13 protein-coding genes are annotated in these 21,392 nt (G+C 35.4%); 11 read left to right on the forward strand and 2 right to left on the reverse strand.

The window, feature by feature from the left end; genetic code table 11:
- Window positions 1-6 precede the first annotated feature (6 nt).
- The 6 genes from truB to ERX46_RS01860 all read left to right on the forward strand — a co-directional run bounded on the left by truB (window position 7) and on the right by ERX46_RS01860 (window position 6,127).
- A complete protein-coding gene (truB, locus tag ERX46_RS01835) occupies window positions 7-726 on the forward strand; it encodes a tRNA pseudouridine(55) synthase TruB (RefSeq protein WP_130092127.1) in 720 nt (239 codons plus the stop codon).
- A gap of 9 nt (window positions 727-735) precedes the next feature.
- Window positions 736-2,625 carry a TIGR00341 family protein gene (locus ERX46_RS01840; protein WP_130092128.1) on the forward strand — a complete coding sequence of 630 codons (1,890 nt, stop codon included), beginning with the start codon at window positions 736-738 and terminating at the stop codon, window positions 2,623-2,625.
- A 126-nt stretch (window positions 2,626-2,751) separates the two neighbouring features.
- Window positions 2,752-3,801 carry a tRNA preQ1(34) S-adenosylmethionine ribosyltransferase-isomerase QueA gene (queA, locus tag ERX46_RS01845; protein WP_130092494.1) on the forward strand — a complete coding sequence of 350 codons (1,050 nt, stop codon included), beginning with the start codon at window positions 2,752-2,754 and terminating at the stop codon, window positions 3,799-3,801.
- Between the two features lie 79 nt (window positions 3,802-3,880).
- A complete protein-coding gene (locus ERX46_RS01850) occupies window positions 3,881-4,543 on the forward strand; it encodes a 2-C-methyl-D-erythritol 4-phosphate cytidylyltransferase (RefSeq protein ID WP_130092129.1) in 663 nt (220 codons plus the stop codon).
- 74 nt (window positions 4,544-4,617) lie between these two features.
- Entirely contained in the window at window positions 4,618-5,568 is a 951-nt protein-coding gene (gene metF / locus ERX46_RS01855) for a methylenetetrahydrofolate reductase [NAD(P)H] (protein WP_130092130.1), read from the forward strand.
- Window positions 5,569-5,581: 13 nt separating this feature from the next.
- Window positions 5,582-6,127, forward strand: a complete 546-nt coding sequence (locus ERX46_RS01860) for a hypothetical protein (RefSeq protein ID WP_130092131.1) — start codon at window positions 5,582-5,584, stop codon at window positions 6,125-6,127.
- 306 nt (window positions 6,128-6,433) lie between these two features.
- Here ERX46_RS01860 and ERX46_RS01865 read toward each other — a convergent pair whose 3' ends face one another.
- On the reverse strand, window positions 6,434-7,021 hold the full coding sequence (locus ERX46_RS01865; protein WP_130092132.1) for a riboflavin synthase: 588 nt from the start codon (window positions 7,019-7,021) through the stop codon (window positions 6,434-6,436).
- A 14-nt stretch (window positions 7,022-7,035) separates the two neighbouring features.
- Entirely contained in the window at window positions 7,036-7,890 is an 855-nt protein-coding gene (gene panC, locus ERX46_RS01870; RefSeq protein WP_130092133.1) for a pantoate--beta-alanine ligase, read from the reverse strand.
- A gap of 105 nt (window positions 7,891-7,995) precedes the next feature.
- On the opposite strand from panC, the gene ERX46_RS01875 reads away from it, so the two are divergent.
- The 5 genes from ERX46_RS01875 to ERX46_RS01895 all read left to right on the forward strand — a co-directional run bounded on the left by ERX46_RS01875 (window position 7,996) and on the right by ERX46_RS01895 (window position 20,942).
- Window positions 7,996-8,820, forward strand: a complete 825-nt coding sequence (locus tag ERX46_RS01875) for a glycogen/starch synthase (RefSeq protein ID WP_130092134.1) — start codon at window positions 7,996-7,998, stop codon at window positions 8,818-8,820.
- An 86-nt stretch (window positions 8,821-8,906) separates the two neighbouring features.
- On the forward strand, window positions 8,907-10,145 hold the full coding sequence (locus ERX46_RS01880) for a DUF4270 domain-containing protein (RefSeq protein ID WP_262708074.1): 1,239 nt from the start codon (window positions 8,907-8,909) through the stop codon (window positions 10,143-10,145).
- Window positions 10,146-10,172: 27 nt separating this feature from the next.
- Window positions 10,173-12,020, forward strand: a complete 1,848-nt coding sequence (gene glmS, locus ERX46_RS01885) for a glutamine--fructose-6-phosphate transaminase (isomerizing) (protein ID WP_130092136.1) — start codon at window positions 10,173-10,175, stop codon at window positions 12,018-12,020.
- Window positions 12,021-12,026: 6 nt separating this feature from the next.
- Window positions 12,027-12,809, forward strand: coding sequence for an SDR family oxidoreductase (locus ERX46_RS01890; RefSeq protein WP_130092137.1), 783 nt, complete (start codon window positions 12,027-12,029; stop codon window positions 12,807-12,809).
- 684 nt (window positions 12,810-13,493) lie between these two features.
- Entirely contained in the window at window positions 13,494-20,942 is a 7,449-nt protein-coding gene (locus ERX46_RS01895; RefSeq protein ID WP_165366119.1) for a fibronectin type III domain-containing protein, read from the forward strand.
- Window positions 20,943-21,392: the final 450 nt, after the last annotated feature.

The following is a 21,392-nucleotide window of genomic DNA, read 5'->3' on the forward strand; positions in this document are numbered from 1 at the left end:
ATCTGAATGGAGAATACAACTTATCAATTTCGAAAAGGTGAAGTTTTATTGGTCGATAAGCCTTTAGATTGGACCTCTTTTGACGTGGTGAATAAACTACGTTGGAAACTGAGTAAAAAATATGGTATCAAAAGATTTAAAGTAGGTCATGCCGGAACATTAGATCCTTTAGCTTCTGGATTATTGATTATTTGTACTGGGAAAAGCACAAAAATAAGTCAAGATTTAACTTCAGAAGACAAAACCTACACAGGTACTTTTTTATTAGGAAAAACAACACCTAGCTATGATTTAGAAGAGGAGTTCGATCAAGAATTTCCAATTGATCATATAACCGAAGAAGCAATAAAAGAAACTGCGGTTAAATTTACTGGTGAACAAAAACAAACTCCACCAATTTTTTCAGCCAAAAAAGTTAATGGTAAACGTGCCTATGAATCTGCAAGAAAAGGAGAAACTGTCGTTTTAAAAGAGAATGATATCCTTATTCATTCATTTACTATTACAGCAATTCGTTTTCCAGAAGTAGATTTCGAAATCAAATGTTCAAAAGGAACTTATATTCGTTCTATCGCTAATGATTTTGGAAAAGCATTAGACTCAGGTGCTACCCTGATTGCTTTGAGAAGAACGCAATCAGGAGATTTCCTACTAGAGAATGCTAAGTCTGTTGAAGAATGGGCTGAAATTATTGAGGTAAGCGAGATGGTGGATGAGTTAAACTAAAACAACTATATGGTGACCAATGAAAATATCTTTGTGCTTGCAGATCTTGAAGTATTAGACCAAGAGAGTGAAAAAACCAAAGAGTTTTTAAAGGAGAATTGTCCAAATATTCTAGATTTCAGTTTTTTTGATCTAAAATCTCTTAACGATACTGATCGTGTTTTTCTATTCTTAAGCGATGTTCAAATTAAAGAATACCTTCCAAAAGTAGCCGTAACAAATTGTGCGATTGGTTTTCTGCCTCATCCAGACGGGGCTCAAACTCGTTCGGGTTATCAAGTTCCAAAAGATTTTAAAGAAGCATTTAAAGAACTGGTTGAATCAAAGCGCGTTGTGGAAACCGGAATACTAAATTGTAATGGTGAACTGGTTCTTAATTATGTTGTAATAGGCACCATAGTTACATTTCTTACTAAAAAAGCAAAAAGCAGTAACATCTTTTACAGGTTAGGAAGGTTCTTTCGCTACCTAAAACGATTGGTAAATATTCGTTCTTTACCCTTTACAATTCAAACTGAAGAGAGAGAGCCTATAGTGACAGCTGCTTCTGACATCATGATTGTTCAGTATGCTCATAATTCAGTTGTATCTCGAATTTTTGCGACCAATGAACTTTCTAGTGAGAAACTATTTCATACATTCATTTTTGCGCCAAGAAGCGTTTTGCAATTGGTTAGGGCTTATATCATGAAGCTTTTACTAGGTGATGGTCAAAAAAACAAAGCTTTTACATTTTTAAGTAGGTTGAAAACAGAAGATTTAACCATTTCTTCTACTCAAGAATTCAATTGTCACATTGATGGTAAACACAATTCCGTTAAAGAATTAGTATTTTCATTTCAGCAAAGTTTTAATCAAATCCCTAGTGATTCCATTACTTATGAAATAGAGTCTAAAGACTCCAAAGGATCAAAAAGTTTTCAAACCAAATATCTTCCAAAAGGGAATTTGATTCAAGAAATGGTGCGCAAGAACTTGCCTTTTATTTCACATGCATCTGCTGATGAGTACAAGGAGTTGTTTAAGCAGTTAAGAGAAAATGCTAAGCCGACTCAGAATTATGTTGTGCTTATGATTCTATCTATCATTTTAGCAACACTTGGAGTTTTTGCTAACTCTTCTCCAGTAATTATTGGGGCAATGATTCTGGCTCCGCTAATGGCTCCAATCATCTCTTTTTCGATGGGTGTTTTAAGGCAGGATCGCCAATTGATGAAAAATAGCTTTATTACAATGTTGGTGGGGATAGGAGTAGGGTATTTGTTTGCCATAATTTTTACGCTCATAACTCCTTTAACACAAATCAATGCAGAAATCACATCTCGTATAAAACCCAATATCATTGATTTAGGAATAGCTGTCGTTTCTGGAGCTGCAGGAGCTTATGCGTATTCTAAGGAAGAAATTGCTAAAACACTCGCTGGAGTTGCTATTGCTGTAGCTTTGGTTCCACCATTGGCCGTTTCTGGAATTGGTATCGCTTGGCTTAATTTTGATATCTTTTTTGGAGCCTTTCTTTTACTGATTACCAATCTTACAGGAATGGTTTTGGCAGCGGCTTTAGTGTTTTTACTCACCGGATATAGCCCTTTTCAATTGGCAAGAAAAGGACTGTTGATTTCTTTGTTTGTTGTACTCTCAATAAGTATTCCTTTAGGTTACGGTTTTTTTAAAGTTGTTGAAGAAAACAAAATTATTCGTTCATTGAATGATACCGTGGTTAAAGGTATAACTTTAGAAAAAGTAGTTATGGAATCTAGGAAACCAATGGTTATTTCTTTAGACTTTGTGGTAGATCACACACCAAGTAATGAAGAAATTGATAACGTTAAAAATAAAATTGAAAAAATGCTAGATGAAGAAGTTACCCTCAAAGCTGCCATTAGAGTGAAAAGATAGTGTATTTATCACTCAATTTGTAGCCTTATATTACTATCTTGTACATTTGAAATTAGATTAGCAGAATATCATGGATATAATTGTTACATTTGTAACCCTTTAAAAAAAGAGTACGATTTGAATAAAATGAAACTTTCTGAGTTCGACTTCGAATTGCCCGAAGAGCTCATCGCAAAACACCCTGTTGAAAATAGAGACGAGTCTCGCATGATGGTTATACATCGTGAAACAGGTGAAATTGAACATAAATTATTTAAAGACGTCATCAATTACTTTGGTGAAGGTGACGTTATGGTGCGCAACAACACCAAAGTTTTTCCTGCTCGTTTGTATGGAAACAAAGAAAAAACTGGCGCTAAAATTGAAGTTTTCTTATTGAGAGAACTAAACAGAGAATCACTTCTTTGGGATGTTTTAGTTGATCCAGCTCGAAAAATCCGTATTGGTAACAAGTTGTACTTTGGAGATGATGAATCTCTTGTAGCAGAAGTTATCGACAATACGACTTCTAGAGGACGTACTTTGCGTTTTCTTTATGACGGATCTTACGAAGAATTCAAAAATAAAATTGATGAATTAGGTGAAACACCATTGCCTAAATATATCGATAGAGAAGTTGAACCAGAAGATGCTGAACGTTTCCAAACGATTTATGCTAGTGAAGAAGGAGCTGTTGCAGCACCAACCGCTGGAATGCACTTTTCTAAACAACTATTGAAAAGACTTGAGCTTAAAGGTATCGAGTTTGCAGAAATCACTTTACATGTTGGTTTGGGTACATTTAGAGCTGTAGAGGTAGAAGACCTTACAAAGCACAAGATGGATTCGGAACAAGCTGAAGTGACGCAGGAAAATGCAGATATCGTAAATAAAGCTAAAGAGAAGAAAAAACGTGTGTGTGCTGTTGGAACAACTTCAATGCGTACTATCGAAACTTCTGTTTCTACAGATGGAATGTTGAAACCTTACGAAGGATGGACAAATAAATTTATTTTCCCTCCTTATGATTTCAGTATTGCTGATTCAATGATTACTAACTTTCATATGCCTTCTTCAACTTTATTGATGATGGTGTCTGCATTTTTAGGTCATGAATTGATGTTGAGAGCATACCAAGAAGCAATTAAAGAAAAATATAGGTTCTACTCTTACGGAGATGTGATGTTGATCATATAACGCTATCGTAAAAGAACATATTTAAGAAATAATTTAAGTCCCGACGTAACTGTCGGGACTTTTCTTTTATCTTCGTTTTATGAAGCAATCTGTGATTATTACTGCTGGAGGAATTGGGAAACGCATGAAAAGCGATTTACCAAAGCAATACATTTCTGTTCAAGGACTTCCTGTGCTAATGCATACGATCAATAAGTTTTATGCATACGATGCGGAAATGCAAATTGTTATTTCACTGCCTAAGGATTTTATTCAAATGTGGAAAGACTTATGTGAAAAGCATGAATTCAATATTCCGCACGAAATTACAGAAGGAGGAATAGAGCGCTATCATTCCATTAAAAACGCATTGCAAAAAGTGAAGGGCGAAATTGTGATGGTTCATGATGCAGTTAGGCCTTTAGTAAGTATACAAACGATTTCAAATGTAACTGAAAAAGCAAAATCTAAAGGAGCTGCAATTCCTGTTTTGCCAATAAAAGATACTTTAAGAAAAGGCGATAGCGAAAATAGTCAGCACCAAGACCGATCAGAGTTTTGGATTGTTCAGACTCCACAAGCCTTTAAGTTAGATTTACTTCAGGAAGCTTATCAAATTCCATATTCGTCTGCTGTTACAGATGATGCTAGTCTGGTGGAGGCAATGGGGAAACAAGTTTTTCTAACTGAAGGGAACGAAGAAAATATTAAAATCACAACTCCATTCGATTTAAAGTTGGTGGAATTTCTTTTGGAAAAATAAGTATATTGATTTTAAATAAAACACCTATATTCTCAAGGCTATTCTTAATTTTGCCTTGCTAAAATTATTTAAATATGAAGGTAATAGATCACATTAATGAAGCTAAGGATACATTGTTTTCGTTTGAGATTCTTCCTCCACTAAAAGGAAAGAGTATTCAATCAATCTATAATGGTATCGATCCGTTAATGGAGTTTAAGCCGAAGTTTATCAATGTAACTTATCACCGTGAAGAATACGTTTATAAGGAACGCGACAAAGGTTTACTAGAAAAAGTTTCCATTCGTAAAAGACCAGGAACTGTTGGGATCTGTGCCGCAATCATGAATAAATATCATGTTGATGCTGTTCCTCATCTTATTTGTGGTGGATTTAGCAAAGAAGATACTGAAAATGCTTTAATCGATTTGCAATTTTTAGGTATCGATAATGTTCTTGCATTAAGAGGTGATCCCATAAAAACAGAGGTGACTTTTAAAGCGGCCAATAAAGGACATAAGTACGCCGTAGAATTGATCGAACAAATTCAAAGCATGAACAGAGGTCAATATACCATGGATGAAATTCAATTAGAACCCACCGATTTTTGTGTTGGAGCTGCTGGATATCCTGAAAAGCACTTCGAAGCGATGAATATGGCAACAGATTTGCAATACCTGAAACAAAAAGTGGATATGGGAGCAGATTATATTGTGACCCAATTGTTTTATGATAACAGTAAGTATTTTGAATTCGTTAAGAAATGCCGAGAAATTGGAATTACGGTTCCAATTATTCCAGGACTAAAACCAATTTCTAACTTGAGACATATTTCATTTCTGCCAAAGTTTTTTAATATAGATTTACCTTTGGAGCTTTCGACTGAATTGTTGAAATGTAAAACCAATGAAGACGTAAAACAAGTAGGAATAGAATGGGGAATTCAGCAATCAAAAGAATTAAAAGCTGCTGGTGTACCATGTATCCATTATTATACAATGACCAATTCTACTGAAGTAAGAAAAATTGCTTCTGAATTATTTTAAAATTATGAAAACCATGAAGAATTTATTTTTGATTACACTGTCAGCTATGTTTTTAAGCCTCAATATGTGGGCGCAAGAAGCTGAGCCTCTAAATCTTAGGAATGTACTAGTTGTCGGACAACAAGATGATTTATCAGACCGATATATTCTTGAAGTAGGGCTTTTGCAATTGTTTAGTGAATATAAAATCAAGACCAAAGCATCTTTGAATGTTGTGAAACAAAGAGGAACGGATGAACTTTTATTGAATGATTCAATCCATCAAAAATTAAAATCTGAAGGAATTGATACTTATTTATTGGTTTCAATTAGAGGGTATAATAAACGTTTCAAACCTTCAGATAATGCAAATCCAATCGAAGAAGAAATAAACGCTGGACATTTGTATCCATTGTACAGAGAGAGTGCATCAACAGTAACGTTTTCATTCACTTTTTATCGCGATATGAAGCCTGTTCATTATGAATTAATTAAAACTGGAACAGTTGGTTCTAAAGAAGCCGTGATGAAAAAACTGCTTAAGAAGGTTGAAAAGAGATTAGAGAAGGAGTGGTTGTAAAAATAGGTAGTATGCAATTGGCCTTAGGCTATGTACCTTATCTTCAGTTTAATAGAGTTTATTTGTTGAATCTCTAATAATTCATTGGATGTGGGATTTGCGAATTGACACTTCACAAATCTTTTAATTATTTATTGGATGTTGTTTAAATTATTTGAGTCTTTGAATAAAAATCATCATTCACAATGGAAATGGACGGTTTGCTAATCGTCCCTAAATTGTATATTTGATTGATTGTTATCTTTGATTTTTTAATCTTTAAATCCATTGAATTTTTCAATTCCTAATTAACCATTCGTAATTGAACTATTCGGCATTCCTTCTAAACATCTTTGCAATGTATTTCCCTAAAATGTCAAATTCCAAATTCACGGTATCACCAACCCTCAATGCGTGAAATTGAGTATGTTCATACGTGTAAGGAATAATATGCACAGAAAACTGATTGTCTTTTGAATCTACGACAGTCAAACTCGCTCCATTAACTGTAATCGATCCCTTTTCAACTGTCATATCTTCTGATTTATATTGAAACGTGAATACCCAGCTGCCGTCCTTTTCTTCGACAGCAATGCACTCGCCTGTTGTGTCAACATGTCCTTGAACGATATGTCCGTCAAAACGACCGCTTGCTGGCATGCAGCGCTCCAAATTAACTTTGTTGCCAATCTTCCAGCTTGAAAGATCCGTTTTATTCAAAGTTTCATCAATTGCAGTAACAGTGTAGTCTTGGTTGTCGATTTTAACTACTGTCAGACAAACACCATTATGGGCCAAGCTTTGATCAATTTTTAATTCACTAACAAACGAACATGTAAGGGTGAAATGAATATTAGTTCCTTCTCTTTCAATGTTCTTTATTTCTCCAAGATCTTCGATTATTCCAGTAAACATAAGCGTTTTTTATTTTAATTTTCTTCAGTGGAAACCATTTCCATATTGTCAATAAGCCTCACTTCTCCACAAAATGCAGCAATACACGCTGTTGCTCCAGGAACCCAATATTGGTTCAAATCATTTAGGGTTTCAGGGTGAACAATTTGTAAGTATTCCAATTTCAAAGCGCTGTCTTCGAAATAACGTTTCATTTTTTCCAATGTAACTGCTGGCGAATATGTTTTTGCCCAAGACTGACCTTTATTCAGTACTTGTGATATTACAACAGCTTGCTCAAGTTCTTGTTCACTCAATCTTAAATTTCTACTGCTCATTGCTAAACCACTTGGGTTTCTCATGGTATCTACAACCACTATTTTTACCGGTAATTTCAATTGTTTTACCATTTCAATTACAACAGCAACTTGTTGAAAATCCTTTCTTCCAAAATATGCTCTTGAAGGTTGAACCAATCTAAAAAATCTAGAAACAATATTTACAACTCCATCAAAATGTCCAGGTCGGTGTTTTCCCTCCATCGTGTTTTCGATGTGATCAAGATCAACTTTTTCAGCTTTATAATCATCAGGATACATTTCTGATACCGCAGGAAGAAAAACAAAATCGCAGCCGTTTTTCTCCAAAAGTGCAATATCTTCACTTTCAGTCCTAGGGTATTGTTCTAAATCTTTAGGGTTATTAAACTGTGTAGGGTTAACAAAAATACTCACAATTACAAAGTCGCATTCTGCTTTTGCTTGCTTGATTAATGATATGTGTCCCTCGTGCAAAGCGCCCATGGTAGGCACAAAGCCAATTTTACGGTTTTTTTCTCTTAACGGTTGAAGATGGCCGTCAAGTTCATTTATGCTGTGTAATTTTACCAATATTTCTCTGACTAGATTAAATCTAAATCAACAAAACTATCTTTTTATGCTGAAATTCCGAATTTTTTTTTATATTTTTGTAAACGTTTTACCAAAATACATTTCATGGAGAAGAAGAAAATCCTTTTTGTTTCGCAAGAGATTAAACCATTTTTACCAAAGTCTGAAGTATCTACTGCAGCCCGTAAACTACCACAAGGAGTTCAAGAGAGTGGCAAAGAAATTAGAGTTTTCATGCCTCGATTTGGAGTGATTAATGAAAGACGTCACCAATTGCATGAAGTAATTAGATTGTCTGGAATGAATCTTATTGTGGATGATATGGATCATCCTCTAATTATCAAAGTGGCTTCTATTCCAACAGCTCGTATGCAAGTTTATTTTATAGATAACGAGGAGTACTTTAAGCGTAAGGGTGTTTTCTCTAACGATAAGGGGGAAGAGTTTGAAGATAATGACGAACGTTCGATGTTCTTCTGTAGAGGAGTTCTTGAGACGGTTAAGAAATTAGGCTGGAAACCAGATATCATTCACTGTCACGGTTGGATGACTTCTTTAATGCCTATGTACGTTAAAGATATTTACAAAAATGATCCGCATTTCTCAGATACCAAGGTTATTTACTCATTATACGATAATGAGTTTAACAAAAATTGGGAAGGAAGATTTGATGAAAAACTTAAATTTGAAGGCTTTAGCGATGAGATTATCGATTCGATAAAAGCAGGTGATTATACCAGTTTAAACAAAGCTGCAATTAACCACTCTGATGGAGTAGTTATGGGGAGCGCGTCTGTTAACGATGAGTTGAAAAAAGCTTTTGAGGAAACTGAAGCTTTTAAATTAGAATTTGAATCTGAAGAGATTCAACCTAAGGTGATGAGTGAGTTTTTCGATAAAGTGATAGACGAAGAAGCATTGATTCAATGATGATAAAGAATACAAAGATTAATAAACTTAAAACGTGGCGAAAAGTAGCAGTACTTTTCGCTGCTTTTTTTTGTTTAAGCATAGTGATGTCCTCTTGCAAGAAGAAAAGGAACCCTGTTGGTTCTAGTGCCCTTTCATCTGAGACACTAATGAATTCCAGTAGTGTAGATACTTTTCAGTTGAAAACATATACCGTTGAAGAAGATTCTATTTATTCAATGGATCCTAGTTTCAACCTTATCGGTAGTTACGTTGATGAGATCTATGGAAGAGTAGAAGCTAATTTCTATACGCAATTGACACTTTCTGGTTTTTCACCAGATTTCGGGAATTTAAGTGAAGTAGCAATTGATTCAGCAGTGATGGCATTTGAATACGGAGGATATTACGGTAATCTAACGGAACAATTATTTGAAGCTTACGAAATTTCAGATGAGTTGACACGTGATTCCAGTTATCTGAGAACCTCAGTTGCGGGTGTTATACCACAACAATTAGTGCCAACGTTGAATAACGAAGGATTAATTACACCAAATCCATTGAAAGCTTCTGTTGTTGGTTCAGATACCCTTAATCCACAATTAAGAATACCAATGGATACCGTTTTTGCTCGTAACCTTTTGTCACTGGCACAAAATTCAACCAATGATGCAGATTTCTTACAAAGCTTTAAAGGACTTCATTTTAAGGTGAATAATGGAATGCAGTCCGCTGGTGAAGGAACAATTCTTTATCTTTCAACAACAAAGCCCGCTTCGAAAATGACGGTTTATTATACCAAAAACGGAGAAAAGGGGAGTTATGATTTTATCGTGAATGGATCAGCAATTGATTTCAATCATGTTGAAACCGATTATTCTGGAACAAAAGTTGAACAATTGATCAATGATTCAACATTGGGTGAAACTGAGTTTTATGCACAGTCATTTTCTACAAGAGCAAAAATTGAATTTAGTTCAATAGATTCTCTTCCTAAAAATATTATTATTCATCAAGCAACTTTAGAGTTACCAGTAAACTATTATAAAGGCAGTAATTTTTACCCTAGTTCGGAAATAATTGCAAGTAGTGAGCCTTTTGGTAATGGTATAAAGTATTCAATTTATGAGGGTAAAACTAGTGTGCTCTATAATTCAACAAAGAAATCTTATGTCTTAGATTTAAGGAAACATATTCAAGGAATTATACAGGGAAAAATTCCAAATTCAGGTATATTTATTTCTCCTAAAAATTATAATTCAACAGTTGAACGTATTGTATTTAATGGTGTTAACACCCAAAATAAAAAGAAACCTAAATTAAGTATTGTTTACACGGTGCTTTAGTATTGATTAACTTAATAAAATTTAACTATGTGTGGAATCGTCGCTTATATCGGAAAAGAACAAGCTTTTCCAATCATCCTAAAAGGTCTTAAAAGATTAGAATATAGAGGTTATGATAGTGCTGGAATTGCAGTGCTAAATAATGAGCCAGCACTTAATAATTATAAACGTTCTGGTAAAGTTTCTGAATTAGAGGATTTTGCTTCTGATAAAGATACTTCTGGTACAATCGGAATAGGACATACACGTTGGGCAACTCATGGTTTGCCTAACAATACAAATGCTCACCCTCATGTTTCTACTGATGGAGAAATGGCATTAATTCACAATGGTATCATTGAGAATTACGATTCATTGAAAGAAGAATTGATGTCAAGAGGATATGTTTTTCAAAGTGAAACAGATACGGAAGTTCTAATTCACTTAATAGATGACATAAAGAAAAAAGAAAAAGTAAAGACAGCAGAAGCGGTTCGTATAGCACTAAATAGTGTTGTTGGCGCTTATGCAATTGTTGTTTTAAGTAAAGATAATCCAGATCAATTAATAGCTGCCCGTAAGTCAAGTCCTTTGGTTGTTGGAATTGGAAAAGACGGTGATTTCTATTTGGCATCTGATGCAACACCAATAATCGAGTATACAAATGAAGTTGTATATATGGAGGATGAGGAAATTGCAATAGTTGATAGAAATGAAGGGTTAAGAATTTTTAGTATACAAGATCAAGAAAAAGTTCCATATATCCAGCACTTAGAACTTCAATTAGAAGCAATAGAGAAAGGGGGATACGAGCATTTTATGCTTAAAGAAATCCATGAACAACCTCGTTCTATTAAAGATTGCTTTAGAGGTAGACTTAACGTTGATGAAGGTTGGGTAAAACTTGGAGGAATAAAAGATTATGAGACTAAATTAGCGAACGCTAAGCGTATTATCATGATTGCATGTGGTACTTCATGGCATGCTGCTTTAGTTGGTGAATATCTATTTGAGGATTTAACAAGAATCCCGGTAGAGGTAGAATATGCTTCTGAATTTAGATACAGAAATCCAATCATAAACGAAGACGATATTGTAATTGCAATTTCTCAATCTGGAGAAACAGCAGATACAATGGCAGCTTTGAATTTAGCTAAATCAAAAGGTGCAACAATTTTAGGGATATGTAATGTTGTAGGTTCTTCTATCTCAAGAATTACAGACGCAGGATCATATACTCATGCTGGACCAGAAATTGGAGTGGCTTCAACAAAAGCTTTTACGGCTCAAGTTACTGTTCTTACTTTAATGGCTTTAGCGATTGCACGTAAAAAAGGCACATTGGATGATTCACGTTTTAGAAGAATTATTACAGAATTGGAGCTTATTCCAAATAAAGTAGCCAAGATTTTAGAGAAAGCTCCAAAAATTGAAGAAATTGCTGCAGTATATAAAGACGCAACCAACGCATTGTATTTAGGAAGAGGAAACTCTTTCCCAGTTGCTTTGGAAGGTGCGCTTAAGTTGAAAGAAATTTCATATATCCATGCAGAAGGTTATCCAGCTGCGGAAATGAAACATGGTCCAATTGCTTTAATTGACGAGGAAATGCCAGTATTTGTTATTGCAACAAAAGGGCCGTCTTACGAAAAAGTAGTAAGTAATATCCAAGAAGTTAAAGCACGTAAAGGAAAAATAATTGCTGTAATTACAGAGGGCGATACGCAGGTGAAAGCAATAGCTGATCACTATATAGAAATACCGGATACAGATGAAAATTTGACACCGTTATTAACAACTATTCCTTTCCAATTAATCTCGTACTATGTTGCGGTAATGAGAGGTGCAAACGTTGATCAACCAAGAAATTTAGCTAAGTCTGTAACTGTAGAATAATAGAATATGAACATTGATTTAACAGGTAAACACGCAGTTGTTTGCGGAAGTACACAAGGAATAGGAAAAGAATCAGCTTTGGCATTGTCTAAGCAAGGTGCATCAGTTACTTTGGTAGCAAGAAATGAAGCCAAACTAAAAACTGTTCTTGCTGAATTAGAGCCAAATGCTAAAAACGATTATATCGTTGCAGATTTCTCGAATCCAAAAGATTTAGAAAAAAAAATTAAAGCTTGGGCTTCTAAAAATAAAGCTCACATTTTATTGAATAATACTGGTGGACCAAAAGGAGGACCGATTAGGAAAGCAAAAGTTGAAGAATTTACTGATGCTTTTACAAATCACCTTATTTGTAATCATGTTTTAGTTCAAGCGCTTTATCCTGGGATGAAAGAAGAAGGCTACGGTCGTATCATAAACATTATTTCAACAAGCGTTAAACAACCTTTGGATGGACTAGGTGTTTCTAACACAATACGCGGTGCAGTTGCTAACTGGAGTAAAACTTTGGCCAATGAATTAGGTCAATACAATATTACAGTAAACAATGTACTTCCAGGAGCAACAAACACTGTAAGATTGCAATCTATTGCTGAAAATAAAGCAGCGCAATCATCAGGTTTAAATTACGAAGAGATTCTAGGAAATATGGCTGCACAGTCTCCTATGAAAAGAATAGCTCAACCAGAAGAAATCGCTAATGCAGTTGCGTTTTTGGCAAGTCCAGCAGCAAGTTATATCAACGGAATAAATGTACCAGTCGACGGAGGAAGAACAAAGTCTTTATAGTACAATAAACTAATATTTAAGAAAATGAGTGTGCTTCGGTACGCTCATTTTTTGTTTTAGATACTTGCGATATGGTTTGTTCGTTTTTATTGGTCTCATAAATAGTTTAAAGTATGTGCTTTAGTGGATCTAGCTTTAGCTTCTGAAATATATTATATCAACAATAAATGTTAGATAAAACACAAAAAGTCTAATATCTAAATATTTTGATAACTACAAAATTTTATTCTCATTTTAACTATGGTACTTTCAGGCCGTAGTGGGTCAGTTTTGTAGCTTTTTTTAATATAAAATCTAAATCATATTCAGCGTAGAATTAACATAATTATTCTTCCCTAATAACTCTGTGTCCTTTGGTATAACCCTTTTTTATCGTGCAAGGAGTTGGAATTGAATAGTGTGATTACTAATAAAAGTTAAATTAACACTTGTTTAACAGATTTTTAATTTCTACATTGTACCACATTTAATCTAAACCAACACCTTATGAAAAATGTATTTCCAAATTTGAATTCAAATAAATCTGCTCATAATATGAAGCGATGGAAAACTTTTTCTAATCTCTTTCCCCCAATATTTCTAACAGGAAAGTTTAACAAAACTAGAGAAATTCGTACTACTCAAGAAGAGAGTGGTATGGTAAAAAATAATTTTACATCATCCCTAACCTATAAATCTAAATTTATGAAAAGTTTTATTCTCTCTATTTTTTCTATTTTAATTCTAACAATAGGAAACACCCAAGTTTTAACAGAAGGATTTGAAAGCGGTATTCCTGTGAATTGGTCTCAAGAATATGAATCAGGGTCTGCAGATTGGGTGCAAGCAGCTCAAAATAGTAATAATACTATTGCTCCACGCACAGGAACGGGTATGGCTCATTTTCAAACTAACAATTACACTAGTGTTACAAAACTCGTCACTCCAGAGTTAGACTTAACATCTTTAACAGTTCCAGAGTTGTCCTTTTACTTTGCTAACGTGAGTTGGGGGAGCGACATAACTGAGTTAAGAATGTATTATAAAAACACTGCTGGAGGTGCTTGGACTCAATTTGGATTGTCTTATACAACAGCCCATACTAGCTGGACACAAGTAGAAATTATATTGCCTAATCCTAGCAGTACATATTATATTGCTTTCGAAGGGTCTTCAAATTATGCTAGAGGATTAGAATTAGATGATATAATTGTTATAGAAGCTCCATCTTGTATAGCACCAACTGCTCTGACGACAACAAATATCACAGCTACATCTGCTGATTTAGGCTGGACGGATAATAATTCTGCTACAGCATGGAATGTTGAATATGGTGCAGCTGGATTTGGCCAAGGAGGAGGAACAATGGTAACTGGAACTACAACAAATCCTCATTCATTATCAGGTTTATCTGGAAACACTGCTTATGACTTTTATGTTAAGTCAGATTGTGGTGGTGGAGATGAGAGTGCATGGTCAGGACCTTTTAGTTTTACAACAAGTTGTTCAGCGGCAAGTGTGCCTTACACTCAGGATTTTGAATCTGTAACTATTCCTGGTTTGCCATCATGTACTTCACTTGAAAATACAGGAATTGGAAATGATTGGAGGACAGGTAATCCAACAGGATTTACGGGACAAGTACTAAACTATTCTTATCATGGTTCATCTCCTGCCGGTACAGCTAATTCTTGGTTTTATACGCAAGGAATTGATCTTGATGCTGGAGTAGCTTATTCAATTTCTTATAAATACGGAAATAATAGTACAACTTGGACAGAAAGTTTGAAGGTTGCTTTTGGTGCATCTCCAGTTGAATTGTCAATGACAAATTCTTTAGCAGATTATCCAGCTATTAATACTAGTACCCCTATCGATGCCAATATTACTTTTACGGTGGCTACAGACGGTGTATACTATTTTGGGTTTAATTGTTATTCAATTGAAAATCAAAATCAATTATATGTAGATGATATACTAGTTGATGTGGTTCCAACTTGTTTAGCCCCTTCTACACTAACAGCTGCCAACATTACCGCTTCATCAGCAGAATTAGGATGGACAGATAATGCATCAGCAACAACATGGAATGTTGAGTATGGTGCAGATGGATTTGCGCAAGTTGGTGGAACAACCATAACTGGAACGACTACTAACCCTTATTCATTATCTGGCTTATCAGCTAGTACAGATTATGACTATTATGTGCAAACAGATTGTGGTGGTGGAGATTTGAGCACTTGGGAAGGGCCTTTTAGTTTTACAACGCCTTGTGCAATTGAAGTACCTGATTATACAGAAGATTTCACAACCTTTTTAAATCCTTGCTGGAGTAAAGCAAAAGGACCAATTTCTGGGCCTACCTCTTTCGGTTCTTCCCAGTGGGTTTCTGATAACTTTGGGAATACAGGTTCAAACAATAGCGCAAGATTTAATTTATATAATACAGGAGGTCAAGAGTGGTTGATTACCCCAATGTTTGATTTAACAGGAGGTGGTTTTGAAATCAATCTTGATGCAGCACTAACTCCATGGTCAGGTACCGCGAGCTCAATAATTGAAGCAGATGACGCTGTTTATGTAATGCAATCAATTGATGGTGGTGCTACATGGACAACGATATATACTTGGGATGCGGCTAATTCGCCATCCAATATAGGTGATAATATTACTATAGATATTAGCGCTATAATAAGTGCAACAACACAGTTTGCTATTTTCGCTTTAGAAGGAAATACTTCAGGTGGTGATTACAGGTTCTTTATAGATAACTTTAAAGTGAGAACACCGCCTTCATGTAATGCTCCTTCTGCACTAACAGTAACAAATTTAACAGCTATATTAGCAGATTTAGGTTGGACAGAGAATGGAACAGCAACAGCATGGAATGTTGAGTATGGTGCAGATGGTTATACCCAAGGTGGAGGAACAATGGTTACTGCAACTACAACAAAACCGCATTCAATTTCTGGTTTGTCGGCAAATACTGCTTATGACTTTTATGTACAAGCAGATTGCGGGGGTGCTGGAACAAGTACTTGGTCTGGTCCTTTTAGTTTTACAACACCTGCTTCTTGTCCTGCTCCTTCAACTTTAACAGCAACAAACTTAACAGCAACGTCAGCTAGTCTAGGTTGGACAGAAAACGGTACAGCAACAACATGGAATGTTGAGTATGGTGCAGATGGATTTGCGCAAGTTGGTGGAACAACCATAACTGGAACGACTACTAACCCTTATTCATTATCTGGCTTATCAGCTAGTACAGATTATGACTATTATGTGCAAACAGATTGTGGTGGTGGAGATTTGAGCACTTGGGAAGGGCCTTTTAGTTTTACAACACCATGTGGTAGCATTACTCCAGATTATTCAACTGATTTCACTTCGTTTCTGCCATCCTGTTGGGATGAAGCGAGTTCAGGTACGCTTACCACAGGACCTACTTCAATTGGAACTGGATCATGGCATCAATCCGTTACTAGAGCTCGTATTAATCTTTACTCTAACAATACGGAAGATTGGTTATTAACGCCAGCATTTGACTTGTCGGTTGGTGGCTATGAGTTAGTTATTAATACAAATGCAACGGATTATGGTTCTACTACTTCATTTAGTGATATGGGGTCGGATGATGAGGTACAAATAGTTGTTTCAACTGACGGCGGTACGACATGGACTGCTATTTATACCTGGGATAATACAAATCCTTTACAATTAGCAGCCAATGATGTTTCCATTGATTTAAGTGCTTACACTGGCGCTAATACCTTGTTTGGAATTTGGGCTTATGAAGGTACTGTAAATGATACGGAAGACTATTATATATATATTAATAACTTTGAGATTAGAACACCTCCTTCTTGTTTAGCTCCTTCTACTCTAACAGCAATAAATATAACTTCTACATCTGCTGACTTAGGTTGGACAGAAAGCGGTACAGCAACTACATGGAATATTGAATATGGAACTTCTGGATTCATTGCAACAGGAACACCAAGCATCACAGGAACTACAACAAATCCGCATTCAATTTCTGGTTTATCAGCAAATACTGCTTATGACTTTTATGTGCAAGCAGATTGTGGTTCAGGAACAAGCACTTGGTCAGGACCTTTTTCTTTTACTACACCTTGTGGTGTGCTCACTCCAACTTATACTCAGGATTTTGCATCATTCTTGCCAGACTGCTGGGAAGAAGCTAAAGGAATTTTAACTGCCTCAACAATACTTACAGGAACTTCTTCTTCATGGATAGCTGATGGTTTCGCTAACGCTGGTTCATCTGGTGCAGCTAGAATGAACATTTATGCGACAAATCAAAATGAATGGTTGATTTCTCCTTCTATGGATTTAACAGGTGGACCATTTCAGTTAAAGTATGATGTTGCATTAACAAAATTTTCTGGGAATACAGCTTCAACAATGGATCTAGATGATTCTTTAGTTGTCGTTATTTCTACAGATAATGGTGCAACTTGGTCTGATGCAAACATTCTTAAAGTATACACAAGTGGCTCAGAACCATCGAATACTGGAAGTTTGGAAATATTAAATCTTTCCGCATATACTGGGACTATTAAAATTGGTTTCTATGCCTATTCTTCGCAAAACCTTAGCGTGGATAATAATGTATACATAGATAATTTTGTTGTGGAATTAGTACCGTCTTGTTCTGCTCCATCTACGCTAACAGCAACAAATATCACTTCATCATCAGCAGATTTAGGTTGGACAGAGAATGGAACCGCAACAACATGGAATGTTGAGTATGGTGCTTCTGGATTCATTGCAACAGGAACACCAACTGTAACGGGAACATCAACTAATCCTTATTCAGTTACTGGATTAAGTGCAACCACTACTTATGATTTTTATGTACAGTCTGATTGCGGTGGAAATCAAAGTTCTTGGACAGGTCCGTTTTCAGTCACTACTCCATGCGGAACATATACTCCTGATTACGCACAAGATTTTGCATCATTCTTGCCAGACTGCTGGGAAGAAGCTAAAGGAATTTTAACTGCCTCTACAATACTTACAGGAACTTCTTCTTCATGGATAGCAGATGGTTTCGCTAACGCTGGTTCATCTGGTGCAGCTAGAATGAACATTTATGCGACAAATCAAAATGAATGGTTGATTTCACCTGCTATTGATTTAACTGGTGGTCCATTCCAATTAGAGTATGATGTAGCATTGACTGTATATTCAGGAACTGGAGCAACAACATTAGATGCGGATGATTCATTGGCTGTAGTTATCTCTACTGATAATGGAGCAACTTGGTCAAATGCTAATATTCTTAAAACTTATACTTCAGGATCAGAGCCTTCAAATGCTGGTGAACATGCGACTATTGATTTGTCTGCTTACTCAGGTGTTGTTAAGTTTGGATTTTATGCAACTTCAACAGTAAACCTATCTGTAGATAACGATATTTTTATAGATAATATTCTGGTAACTAGTTTTTGTGCTTCAACTTCCGGAACAGACACCCAAGCTGCTTGTGAAACTTTCGATTGGATTGATGGAAATACATACACATCATCAAACAACATTGCAATGCATACATTGACAAATGCAGCAGGTTGTGATTCTATTGTAACACTAGATTTAACGATTAACAATTCAAATACTGGAACAGACACCCAAATTGCATGTGACAGTTATACATGGATTGATGGAAATACATATACAGCATCAAACAATACTGCAACACATACTTTAACGAATGCAGCAAATTGTGATTCAGTTGTAACGTTAGCTTTAACAATCAACAATTCATCAACTGGAACAGACACGCAAATTGCATGTGACAGTTATACATGGATTGATGGAAATACATATACAGCATCAAACACAACTGCAACGCATACATTAACCAATGCAGCAAATTGTGATAGTGTTGTAACTTTAGCTTTAACAATCAATAACTCAAGTTCTGGAACAGACACGCAAGTAGCATGTGATAGTTATACTTGGATTGATGGGATGACTTACAATTCATCGAACAATACTGCAACACATACATTAACCAATGCAGCAAATTGTGATAGTGTTGTAACCTTAGCTTTAACAATCAACAATTCCACAACTGGAACAGACACTCAAGTTGCTTGTGTAAGTTTGACTTGGATTGATGGAGTGGTTTATACGGCAGATAATAATACTGCAACACATACAATAGTTGGCGGTTCAATGCATGGTTGTGATAGTGTTGTTACTTTAAATTTGACGATGAACAATATAGTAACAGGAACAGATACACAAGTGTCATGTGATAGTTATACATGGATTGATGGAATGACTTATACTTCATCGAATAATTCAGCGATTCATACAATAGTTGGTGGATCAACTCAAGGTTGTGATTCAATTGTAACGTTAGATTTAACAATCAACAATTCAAATACTGGAACAGATACGCAAGTTGCTTGTGATAGTTATATTTGGATTGATGGAAACACCTATACTGCATCAAACACAACTGCAACGCATACATTAACCAATGCCGCAAATTGTGATAGTGTTGTGACTTTAGCTTTAACAATCAACAACTCAAATACTGGAACAGATACGCAAATTGCTTGTGATAGTTACACTTGGATTGATGGAAATACTTACACTGCATCAAACACAACTGCTACGCATACATTAACCAATGCAGCAAATTGTGATAGTGTTGTCACTTTAGCATTAACAATCAACAATTCATCAACTGGAACAGACACACAAATTGCTTGTGATAGTTACACTTGGATTGATGGAAACACTTACACATCTTCAAATAACACTGCAACGCATACTTTAACCAATGCAGCGAATTGTGATTCAGTGGTGACTTTAGCTTTAACAATCAACAATTCCACGACTGGAACAGATACACAAGTAGCATGTGATAGTTACACTTGGATTGATGGAAACACATACACATCTTCAAATAATACTGCAACGCATACTTTAACCAATGCAGCGAATTGTGATTCAGTTGTGACTTTAGCTTTAACAATCAACAATTCAACAACTGGAACAGACACACAAATTGCTTGTGAGAGTTATACTTGGATTGACGGAAACACTTATACTGCATCAAACAATACTGCAATGTTTACTTTAACCAATGTAGCGAACTGTGATTCAATTGTGACTTTAGATTTAACAATCAACAATTCAACAACTGGAACAGATACACAAACTGCTTGTGAGAGTTACACTTGGATTGATGGAAACACTTACACATCTTCAAATAACACTGCAACGCATACTTTAACCAATGCAGCGAATTGTGATTCAGTGGTGACGTTAGCTTTAACAATCAACAATTCATCAACTGGAACAGACACACAAATTGCTTGTGAGAGTTATACTTGGATTGACGGAAACACTTATACTGCATCAAACAATACTGCAATGTTTACTTTAACCAATGTAGCGAACTGTGATTCAATTGTGACTTTAGATTTAACAATCAACAATTCAACAACTGGAACAGATACACAAACTGCTTGTGAGAGTTATACATGGATTGATGGGATGACTTACACTTCGTCAAACACTGCAGCAATGTTTACAATAGTTGGTGGAGCAGCAAATGGATGTGATTCAATTGTGACCTTAGATTTAACAATTGATGACCTGAATTTTGCTGGAAATGATACTTCAATAGTTATTTGTATTAATCAATCAGTTGATTTAGGTACTTTGTTGAGTTCAAACGCTCAATTAGGAGGTACTTGGTTAACTCCTGCTGGAATTCCTATTTCAGGTACTGTTATCACTTCAAATGTGGCTAATGTTTTTGATTATAGTTATGAAGTTTCTTCGTTGGCTTGTCCAACAAGTGTGGCGACTATTTCAATAACAGTAGACCCAGGATGTGACCATTTATCGATCATAAAAGAAGCAATGGTGGATATATCAGTATATCCAAACCCTGCATCAAGTGTCTTGACGATTCTTAATCCATCTAATGTTTCATCTTTAAGAGTGGAAATGTTAGATATGAATGGTCGATTAGTGTTAGTTGAAGACAAAGCGTTGAATAATGCAACTAAAGCTACATTAGCAATTGATCGTCTTGAAACAGGAGTTTATACATTACGTGTATACAATTCCGAATCACAGAGAATCTTCAAGATTGTGAAAAGATAGTAGAATAACAATTGGTTTATAGTTTAAAGCGCTTCTCAATTGAGAGGCGCTTTTTACTTGATCTCTTTTCTTGCTCTCAGAAATAGTTGAAAATATGCACCTTAGTGTATCTCGCTTTAGCTTCTAAAAACCTTTATATCTAACATTAGATTTTGATATTAGAAAAAAGACAAAAAGTCTAATAACTAAATATTCCCTAGATATATAATTTTATTGGGCTACCAATATAGGTCGTTAATCCCTAATTTTAACGATGTGTTTTTTCAATAATACAGCCGATAATCGCATTGATTAATTTTACCCCACCCAAGCCAACGAAAACCTGTCATTCCGATGGAGTGAAACGACGAGGAATCTCTTTTTAAATAATAACGACTTAGCTTGGTAACCCAATAATTTTATTCTCAAATGAACCTATGGCAATTTTAGTCCATAATGATTCAGTTTGCG

This window comes from Brumimicrobium glaciale (assembly GCF_004152935.1).
GTDB lineage: Bacteria > Bacteroidota > Bacteroidia > Flavobacteriales_D > Crocinitomicaceae > Brumimicrobium > Brumimicrobium glaciale.

What these genes read in the sequence shown, in the direction of transcription:
- truB (WP_130092127.1), top strand. Translation starts at nt 7, where the DNA reads ATGGAGAATACAACTTATCAATTTCGAAAAGGTGAAGTTTTATTGGTC.
- ERX46_RS01840 (WP_130092128.1), top strand. Translation starts at nt 736, where the DNA reads ATGGTGACCAATGAAAATATCTTTGTGCTTGCAGATCTTGAAGTATTA.
- queA (WP_130092494.1), top strand. Translation starts at nt 2,752, where the DNA reads ATGAAACTTTCTGAGTTCGACTTCGAATTGCCCGAAGAGCTCATCGCA.
- ERX46_RS01850 (WP_130092129.1), top strand. Translation starts at nt 3,881, where the DNA reads ATGAAGCAATCTGTGATTATTACTGCTGGAGGAATTGGGAAACGCATG.
- metF (WP_130092130.1), top strand. Translation starts at nt 4,618, where the DNA reads ATGAAGGTAATAGATCACATTAATGAAGCTAAGGATACATTGTTTTCG.
- ERX46_RS01860 (WP_130092131.1), top strand. Translation starts at nt 5,582, where the DNA reads ATGAAGAATTTATTTTTGATTACACTGTCAGCTATGTTTTTAAGCCTC.
- ERX46_RS01865 (WP_130092132.1), bottom strand. Translation starts at nt 7,021, where the DNA reads ATGTTTACTGGAATAATCGAAGATCTTGGAGAAATAAAGAACATTGAA.
- ERX46_RS01875 (WP_130092134.1), top strand. Translation starts at nt 7,996, where the DNA reads ATGGAGAAGAAGAAAATCCTTTTTGTTTCGCAAGAGATTAAACCATTT.
- ERX46_RS01880 (WP_262708074.1), top strand. Translation starts at nt 8,907, where the DNA reads ATGTCCTCTTGCAAGAAGAAAAGGAACCCTGTTGGTTCTAGTGCCCTT.
- glmS (WP_130092136.1), top strand. Translation starts at nt 10,173, where the DNA reads ATGTGTGGAATCGTCGCTTATATCGGAAAAGAACAAGCTTTTCCAATC.
- ERX46_RS01890 (WP_130092137.1), top strand. Translation starts at nt 12,027, where the DNA reads ATGAACATTGATTTAACAGGTAAACACGCAGTTGTTTGCGGAAGTACA.
- ERX46_RS01895 (WP_165366119.1), top strand. Translation starts at nt 13,494, where the DNA reads ATGAAAAGTTTTATTCTCTCTATTTTTTCTATTTTAATTCTAACAATA.